Origin of the sequence: Crocosphaera watsonii WH 8501 (genome assembly GCF_000167195.1) — a bacterium.
GTDB classification, from domain to species: domain Bacteria; phylum Cyanobacteriota; class Cyanobacteriia; order Cyanobacteriales; family Microcystaceae; genus Crocosphaera; species Crocosphaera watsonii.
In genome coordinates this window covers 19,403-27,017 of record NZ_AADV02000033.1, presented here as the reverse complement: position 1 = coordinate 27,017, position 7,615 = coordinate 19,403, and the positions used below count along the sequence as shown (strand labels likewise).

Annotated in this window: 7 protein-coding genes; 1 reads left to right on the top strand and 6 read right to left on the bottom strand. The window is 33.4% G+C overall.

What is annotated here, in order from left to right; genetic code table 11:
• Window positions 1-1,310 precede the first annotated feature (1,310 nt).
• The 5 genes from CWATDRAFT_RS16455 to CWATDRAFT_RS16435 all read right to left on the bottom strand — a co-directional run bounded on the left by CWATDRAFT_RS16455 (window position 1,311) and on the right by CWATDRAFT_RS16435 (window position 6,431).
• Window positions 1,311-2,567: a diaminopimelate decarboxylase family protein gene (locus CWATDRAFT_RS16455; RefSeq protein ID WP_232287129.1), complete on the bottom strand. Its 1,257-nt coding sequence runs from the start codon at window positions 2,565-2,567 to the stop codon at window positions 1,311-1,313.
• Window positions 2,568-2,609: 42 nt separating this feature from the next.
• Window positions 2,610-4,367: an asparagine synthetase B family protein gene (locus tag CWATDRAFT_RS16450; RefSeq protein WP_007306079.1), complete on the bottom strand. Its 1,758-nt coding sequence runs from the start codon at window positions 4,365-4,367 to the stop codon at window positions 2,610-2,612.
• A 25-nt stretch (window positions 4,368-4,392) separates the two neighbouring features.
• The gene (locus tag CWATDRAFT_RS16445; protein ID WP_007306078.1) at window positions 4,393-5,010 is read right to left on the bottom strand and encodes a hypothetical protein; all 618 of its coding nucleotides are present in this window, start codon (window positions 5,008-5,010) and stop codon (window positions 4,393-4,395) included.
• Window positions 5,011-5,019: 9 nt separating this feature from the next.
• Window positions 5,020-5,613, bottom strand: coding sequence for a PAP/fibrillin family protein (locus CWATDRAFT_RS16440; protein WP_007306077.1), 594 nt, complete (start codon window positions 5,611-5,613; stop codon window positions 5,020-5,022).
• A 77-nt stretch (window positions 5,614-5,690) separates the two neighbouring features.
• On the bottom strand, window positions 5,691-6,431 hold the full coding sequence (locus CWATDRAFT_RS16435) for a phycocyanobilin:ferredoxin oxidoreductase (RefSeq protein WP_007306076.1): 741 nt from the start codon (window positions 6,429-6,431) through the stop codon (window positions 5,691-5,693).
• A 99-nt stretch (window positions 6,432-6,530) separates the two neighbouring features.
• On the opposite strand from CWATDRAFT_RS16435, the gene tatA reads away from it, so the two are divergent.
• Complete coding sequence (gene tatA / locus CWATDRAFT_RS16430; protein WP_007306082.1) at window positions 6,531-6,683, top strand: twin-arginine translocase TatA/TatE family subunit; 153 nt, start codon at window positions 6,531-6,533, stop codon at window positions 6,681-6,683.
• A gap of 196 nt (window positions 6,684-6,879) precedes the next feature.
• Here the strand turns inward: tatA and CWATDRAFT_RS16425 are convergent, their stop codons facing one another.
• Entirely contained in the window at window positions 6,880-7,500 is a 621-nt protein-coding gene (locus tag CWATDRAFT_RS16425) for a Uma2 family endonuclease (protein WP_007306075.1), read from the bottom strand.
• Between the last annotated feature and the right edge of the window lie 115 nt (window positions 7,501-7,615).

Sequence of the window (7,615 nt, the reverse complement as noted above, 5' to 3'; positions counted from 1 at the left end):
AACGGGCCCATTTTCAAGAGTTTCAGGAAAGACAATCGGTTTGCATATGCCGTCAACCTTAGATTTCTCATAGCAGATAATCACAGGTTCGAAAATATGATGTATAGAGACCATATTTCTGCCACGGTTAACCATGAGCATTCGTTTGGGAAACAATAGAAGTGAGACATGACCTATTATTGGATTAATGATCCCTAATAGATACCACGCATTCCTAAANGGGTAAATAAAGCAAAAAATAAAAATGAGTTCCATAACGTAATGCTTAGATAAATACCAACTACTAGAACAAATATTCCATATATGATTAACATTCGTGAGTAATATTTACGATTTTGATAAGAATTATATTCAGATATCATCTGTTTATAAATAACCATAATAAATAGTAAGTTGATAATCCATAAAGCTAAAGGCAAAGCAATATTTAATCTTATCACAGCTAGAAAAAAAGCTACAATAAACATAAAGAAAGGCTGACCAATTAGACATATAAATATTATTACCTCACCAAGCCCAATAGACTCGATTTTCAGTTGTTTATCTAAAAAATAATCAAACTGTTTTCTTGTAAAAAACAAAGTATTATCAGCAGAAATATCACTCAAAACCTTAGCGAAAAATGTATCAGTAAATTTTGCATTTCCTTTCATTTCTATTGGTTTTAAAGCAAAGTTATGCTTATAATAATCGTCACAATCGTTATTAGCTATACGCTCTTTTAAATTACTATATCGGCTATAGTCAATTCCTAAAAGAGTAAATAAAGCAAAAAATAGAAATGAGTTCAAGAAAGGAATGCTAACACAAATACCAATTACTAGGATAAATATTCCATATATGATTAAATTACCTGAGCAGGTTTTGCGAATTTTATAATTATTATCTTCAGATATAGTAGCTTGATAGAACGATATAACAAATAGTAAATTTATAATCCATGACGGTAAAGAAAAAGAAATATTTCCTATTCCCATAGACGGAAAGATTCCCACAAAATCAGTAAACCAAATATTGAAAAATATAAGTATAAATATTGCCCTGTAACCAGCATCACTATACTTAGGTTTCAGTCGTTTATCTAAAAAATAACCAAGCTTTTTACTCGTAAAAAATAATGTCTTCTGCGCAGAAATACTGTTCAAAACATTAGCAAAAAATAGATAAGTAAATTTTGCATTTTCTGTTGGTACTTTCTTTTCAAAAGCAAATTGATGTCCACAATAATAGCAACGATCCTTATTCGCTTTACGATCTTTTAAATTATTATCTTTCCCACATTTAATACATTTCATACAATAATTACTCCTTTAATTTAAAATTTGATTATCAATTAATACTTGATAGTCTTCTCGTTGACGAATTAAGCGATGACTTTCTTTCTCTAATAAAACTTCTGCTGGACGGGGACGATGGAGAAAATGAGATGACATAGCATAACCATAAGCTCCTACCTCTAAAATACCAATAATATCGCCAATTTCTAAGGCAGGAAGTTGACAATTTTTCCCTAAATAATCCCTAGAATAAGTTGTATTACCACAAACGTCAGTTAACCATAATGTTTGAGATTTTTCTGGCCAACTAATGATTTTTCGGTACCCTCCATGAACCGAAGGAACCGATAAATTACCCACCGTTGTATCTACTCCAATAATTTGTTTATCTCCTTGCCATTTTACAGAAACAACTTTAGCTAATAATGTAGCACAATTAGCAATTACTGCTCTACCTGGTTCAATAATTAATTGTATTGGTTTCGATAATTGATTTAATTTATCAGTCAATTCTTGACCAAATTTATGCCAATTAAAAGCAATTTTATCATGATGATAAGGGTAACCAAATCCACCCCCAAAGTCTAAATATTCCCAGTTAGGTAATAATTGACCTATCTGTATAATATCATCAATAACTTTGGTAAACGCTCTAGTTGCATTGGTTCCAGTTCCGCGATAAAAATGTAATCCTTGTATGTTTAATCCTACCCTTTTAGCTATTTTGATAGCTTCAGGAAACTCTTGAGGTTGTACCCCAATTCTACTATCTTTAATTAGGTTAGGTTCGTTTAATCTTAAACCTAATTTTAAGCTAGATAAGTCACCAGGAAATGATTTATAAATTTCATATAATAATTCTAACTGCGATATACTATCTAAGTTTAAAGTTCTTACTCCCCATTTTAAAATCTGTGTCATTTCTTCTGGGTTTAAATTGCTACCACTATAAACAATTTTTTCTCCAGAGAATCCTGCTTTTAAACCTAAATAAATATCTCCTGGTGTATTAGCATGAATTCCCCATCCTTGGTCATTAAATAATTTTAAAAGTTCAATATTCCCATTGGTTACTGTTGCAAACTGAAAAAGTGTGTTATTATAGGGGATGCTAGTGGTAATGTGGGATATACCATGTCTTAATAGGTCAGATTGATAGACATAAAGGGGAGATCCATAGCAATTTAACAAACTATGAGCTAATGTAGCAGAAAATGGCTGATTTTGCTTCTGAGCAATTTCCGTCATATCATTATTAATGTTAATTCTTGGAAAAGCTAAAATTATCACTCTTTAAGATTAAGAATGATTTTAATTTAAACCGTTCTTAATTTAGAAATAATTTGCTCTAATATTAGCATATTTTTGCCAGACTGGACGAGGTATATAGAAAGGATTAAGTAAGGAAACCTTTGCTTTATCTTCTCCTAAAACCTTAACACGCCAAACTTCCCAAATCAACAATAACCAGAGAATTTCCCCTATTCTTCTACCCCTGAGATGACCACTAATTTGTCCTAAAATAACTTGTAAAGGGAGATGATCTAGAAATCTTCCTTCAGCTTTTAATACAGTGGGGTTTAACCAACTACCAAGGGTTAACCATAAAGAGTTTAAACACCAAGAGGTTAAGGGAACACCCATCCCTCTTTTTTTGCGCCAAACAATTTCAGATGGTAACCAAGATTCCACCGATTTTTTAAGAATATATTTCTCACAAGATTGTTGTAAAAATAAATTTTCAGAGGTTTGAAATGTCCATTGAGTTAAATCAATATCACAAAAAGGAGAACGAACCCATAAACCATTTTCATTACTTAAATAAGTAGCACGAGGTTGAATATTTTGCGCCCCTTTTAACATTAGGGTAGCACGACGTAAACGATCTAATAAATCAGTTGAAAATTCTTTATCTAAAGATGATTGTATTGCTTCTCTGGGTTCATTTAATAATAATTGATTATAAATTTCTGAAGTAAAAATTCTTTTTTCATAACCATAGAGATGATGAAAAGTTTGTAAATATTGTTCAGTAAAATCTTTTTGATATTCAGGGTGTTGAAACTGATAAATATTAGCAGCAATTATGGGTTTATTTGTCCAACCTGCAAATAATTGATCGCCATTTTCTCCATTAAAAATCATTTCAGTTTCTTGAGACGCTGTTTGATATAATAGGTATAAGGGAAGGGTGACACCATCACCAAAGGGTAAATCTAATGCACGAACTGCTTTAATCAAATGTTTTTTTATTTTTTCGGGAGTAATGCTAACTTTAACCAAAGGAATATTAAGATGTTTAGCCACCATTTCTGCATAAGGATATTCTGATAAATTATCCTTCTCAAATTCTAATGTATAGGCACGAACTTTAACACCTAATTTCACCAATAAAGCAGCTATAATTGATGAATCTAGTCCTCCTGATAAACAAATACCCACAGGTTCATTATTAATTCCTTGTAATTGATTTTCTACTGATCTTTTAAGTAATGTTTGTAGTTGGGGTATCGCTTCTTTTTCTTCATTAAATGTTTTGGGTAAAGATTGCCATTGATGAATAATCTTTTTACTATGAGTAAGTTGATTATTGAGACAAGAAAAGACAACTTCTTCTCCTGCATTAATAGCAGAAATCTCTTTAATAGGAGTTAAAGGAGTTGGAAAATAAGAAAAACAAGTATAGTTATGTAATGCGGTTAAGTTAACCCTTGGAGAAGACAGTAAGGGTAATAATAATTGACAATGGGAAGAAAACCAAATCCCTTGATTAATTTGTGTCCAATAACTAAGGACTCTACCAAAAGTATCCCGTCCCAAAATCAAGTAATCTTCATCTATTTTTATCCAAGAATCAGCAGTATTGTTAACCCCAGATGCAGCAAAATTAATTACTCTGGGATTACCTGCTTTAGTTTCCAGTAAAGTTTCACCAAAATAAGCAATTGTTCCAGAAATATTTTCATTGTTATTCAGTATTTGTAACTGATAATTGTTCTGGATATGGGGAAAAAGTATCTGCAAAGTTTTGGCAAATTCTTGAGCTTGATCTAATCCCCAATAACCTAACCATTGATATCGTTTACCCACTGTTTTATGATATTATGAGCAGTAATTATTGAACCTGAAAATTATTGCGACTTAACAAGCGATCGCCGAGAAACATTTCTACTGTCCAAGTCCCTGATAGAGAAGCATTTCCAATTAGATGACGACAATAAGTTGTCCATACTTGCTTATCAATTTTACGGGTTTGATAGACATTTTGATGAGAGAGGTTTCCTTGGGGATCAATCCATTGACAACTCAAGGATAATCGTTCACCAAGGGGAACATTTTGTAAAGTAACACGATAGAAAATTTCACCGCTATTCTGACGATTAATTACTTGAAGATTGTCACCCTTATCCTCAGACAAAGTTAGACGACTTTGGTAAATAGTAATTCCCTCTAAACCTTGTTGATAATTTTGCTGAAGTAGAACAATTCCTGTCACAGTAATAAACAAGATAAAAATAATCCCCAGCAATACCCGTAAATTACGTTTTTTTTCTCGTTTTAATGCTTCTCGACGATTTACCTGATTAATCGCTTCATCGAGGAGATCAGGTGATAAATTCAGGGTTTGTAAAATTTCTTCAACATTCTGACGATCCAAGTCTTCGTTTTGTTTTGATAACCTTTCAACTTCAGCAATAATTTTTTCAAGTTGATCTGGGGTAATTCTGTCCATTTTTATCTACTATGATTTTTTCTCTTTAGCTAAAACAAAAACAGACCCCTCGCTACCCCTTCCTATACGTAAATCCTCGTCCAAATAAGTAATTTCTAACCATGCGGGTTGTTCTCGAGGTTTGATGTTAAAATCTAACGGAAAAAACTTTTTTCCTGTCTCAATATCTTTAATTAATTTATTAGGAGATTGATACCCCAAAACCCTTTGTAATCCTGCAATAGATCGTTCAAATTGAACTTGTACTCTTTTGTCTGATGTAGCTTCAAACTTAGCAGCAATACTGACAATTCCCTCTAAAAGAGGAACTCCAACAATTTCAGCAATATTATAAAGTTTAGCTTCGTCAACTCGAATACATTGATAAATTTGACCCAATTGCAGCACGGGAAAACGATCTAATCCTAAAATACTTTTACTACTTGTGTATAATAATCGCCAATTCCCGTCTAATAATTCAGGGTTTTTAATAGGCGTTGGATTGGGGTTATGATCTTCGAGTTGTTCAATAGCAGATAAAACCCTTACCCGATCCATTTCCGTTGCTAATAAACCTCTATTTTTTCCGGCAATTGTTTCTAGTAATTTGGACTTTTCATTCATTATGAACTATCTCCTTAAATCGATCAAAAGTGAACATTAAACAAAAGATTTTACTGATAATAATTAACTAATTAAAGTTAATTATTCGGGATATCAAATAATACCTGAGTCATATATTTGTCAGCCCAAGCCTGACCGAATGCTCTCTCTAAAACACGACGGGTTTTGTCATTTTGTTGTTGCTTTTCACAATAATATTGTTGACCTTGTATGTTAAGTTCTCGTTCTTTATTAGAGACGGTTTGAGATTGATTTGCTTGTTGACAATGCACTCTTAAAAAGTTGCCTACTCGTTGTAGAAATAGTCTTTCTTCTTCTTGAGTATGGGGACGAATAAATAAACAATAATCAGAGAAAATATCACCCCATTCTGGCAATTCTCGTTGATCCGAAAAGTTGGGAGTTTCTAATTGCGATAATGCTTGATTATACTCATTAGATAAGGTTAACTCAGGATTAGTGGGAGATAAATCTGCGATCGCCGCACTAACACCCTTTTTCCCGGCCACGATATCGCAACCAAACATAGGTAAAGCATAGTCTGGGTTAGGAAACATGACACAGTGAAGAATATCTACCCCTCGCCCTACTTTTGCTAATTCTAGGTGCATTTTACGAAATTGGGGAGATTGATAGCAACGATTTTCTATCACCAGTCGTTCCCCTTCTAGTTTCCCTTCTACATAGCCTAAACCATCTGGTAATTGGTAGGGGCTTAAATCCAAATATTCTTCCCAATGGGAGATGATAACCTCAGCTAACTGATGAATTAATGGGTGTAGGGGTAAAGTAGTGGGTGAGGTTTGTAAAGTCGTCATGTTTAGGTACCCAATTCAACAAAAGACAGTATTCTCAGGATATACTGAGAGTGTACCCCATGACAAAATTCAGACATAACTTAACTTTTGGAGATATTTATGTTGGGACTGGGATGGCCCGAACTTGCTATTATTCTTATCGTTGCTTTATTAATTTTTGGTCCCAAAAAAATCCCCGAGTTGGGATCTTCTTTGGGTAAAACGTTACGAGGTTTCAAAGAAGGAGTTAATAACCCAAAGGATGAGGAATAATGGATAATGGATAATTGATAATTAACTTAAAATTGTAGGTTGGGCAAGTTTAAAAGTTATGCAACATAACAAGATAGTAATATTCTTGCCCACCTTTTTCTAATCCCCTTAAGGGCTTAATATTATTAAGCCCCTACAAGTTTCTCGTTAAAAAAATCATAACTCCGAACTCCGAACTCCGAACTCCTAACTCACCTTAGAAGGTTGTGTTACTTTTAATTTGTTCACGCCATTGGGTAATAGCTTCTAGAGGATCGTTTATAGTTACATATTGCGACATAAAAGTTAGATCGAGATTTGGTAATACTTGACTGTTAGGTTTCGTCTGATAAGTATCATTTTCTAGACAATAAATTGTAAACTGTTGATTTTGCCAAAACCAGACTTCTGTGACACCTAAACGCCGATAAATTTCTAAAGTATCTATACCACCGCTAGTATAGATAACTTCAATAGCTAAATCAGGAATATCTTTATCTGTACCTATACAATAGCACTCATCTGGTTCCTTTCCCGCTTGTTTATCTTTATTCTTGAGAGTCGTTGATCCTAAACCCCAGAAACGAATACGTTTTTCTTCTAGATAAACTTCTAATAATCTAGCGATCGCTTTTTTATCTAATTCGTGATTGCGACTTGGGGACATAATTTCTAAGGTTTCTAAGAGATAAGCGACACGATAACGAGAACTATTACCTAAAAATGTCAGAAATGACTCATAAGCTGGCCAATTTACACCAGAGGTGAAGAATTTTTCCTCTTGATACCCGTTTTCTACTTGAAGGGGAAAATAGTCATTTAATAATGCTGAAGTCATATTTATATATTGCTTTGCTGTTAATTCGATTATACTCGGTTGAGTCGAGGGAAGCTATTACACTTCGCCCCTCTCATTTAGATCCGGACGTGCGACTTTCACCGCATCCGGCTCC

Coding starts and splice junctions, on each gene's coding strand:
- CWATDRAFT_RS16425 (WP_007306075.1), bottom strand. CDS start 7,500: ATGACTTCAGCATTATTAAATGACTATTTTCCCCTTCAAGTAGAAAAC.
- CWATDRAFT_RS16440 (WP_007306077.1), bottom strand. CDS start 5,613: ATGAATGAAAAGTCCAAATTACTAGAAACAATTGCCGGAAAAAATAGA.
- CWATDRAFT_RS16445 (WP_007306078.1), bottom strand. CDS start 5,010: ATGGACAGAATTACCCCAGATCAACTTGAAAAAATTATTGCTGAAGTT.
- tatA (WP_007306082.1), top strand. CDS start 6,531: ATGTTGGGACTGGGATGGCCCGAACTTGCTATTATTCTTATCGTTGCT.
- CWATDRAFT_RS16435 (WP_007306076.1), bottom strand. CDS start 6,431: ATGACGACTTTACAAACCTCACCCACTACTTTACCCCTACACCCATTA.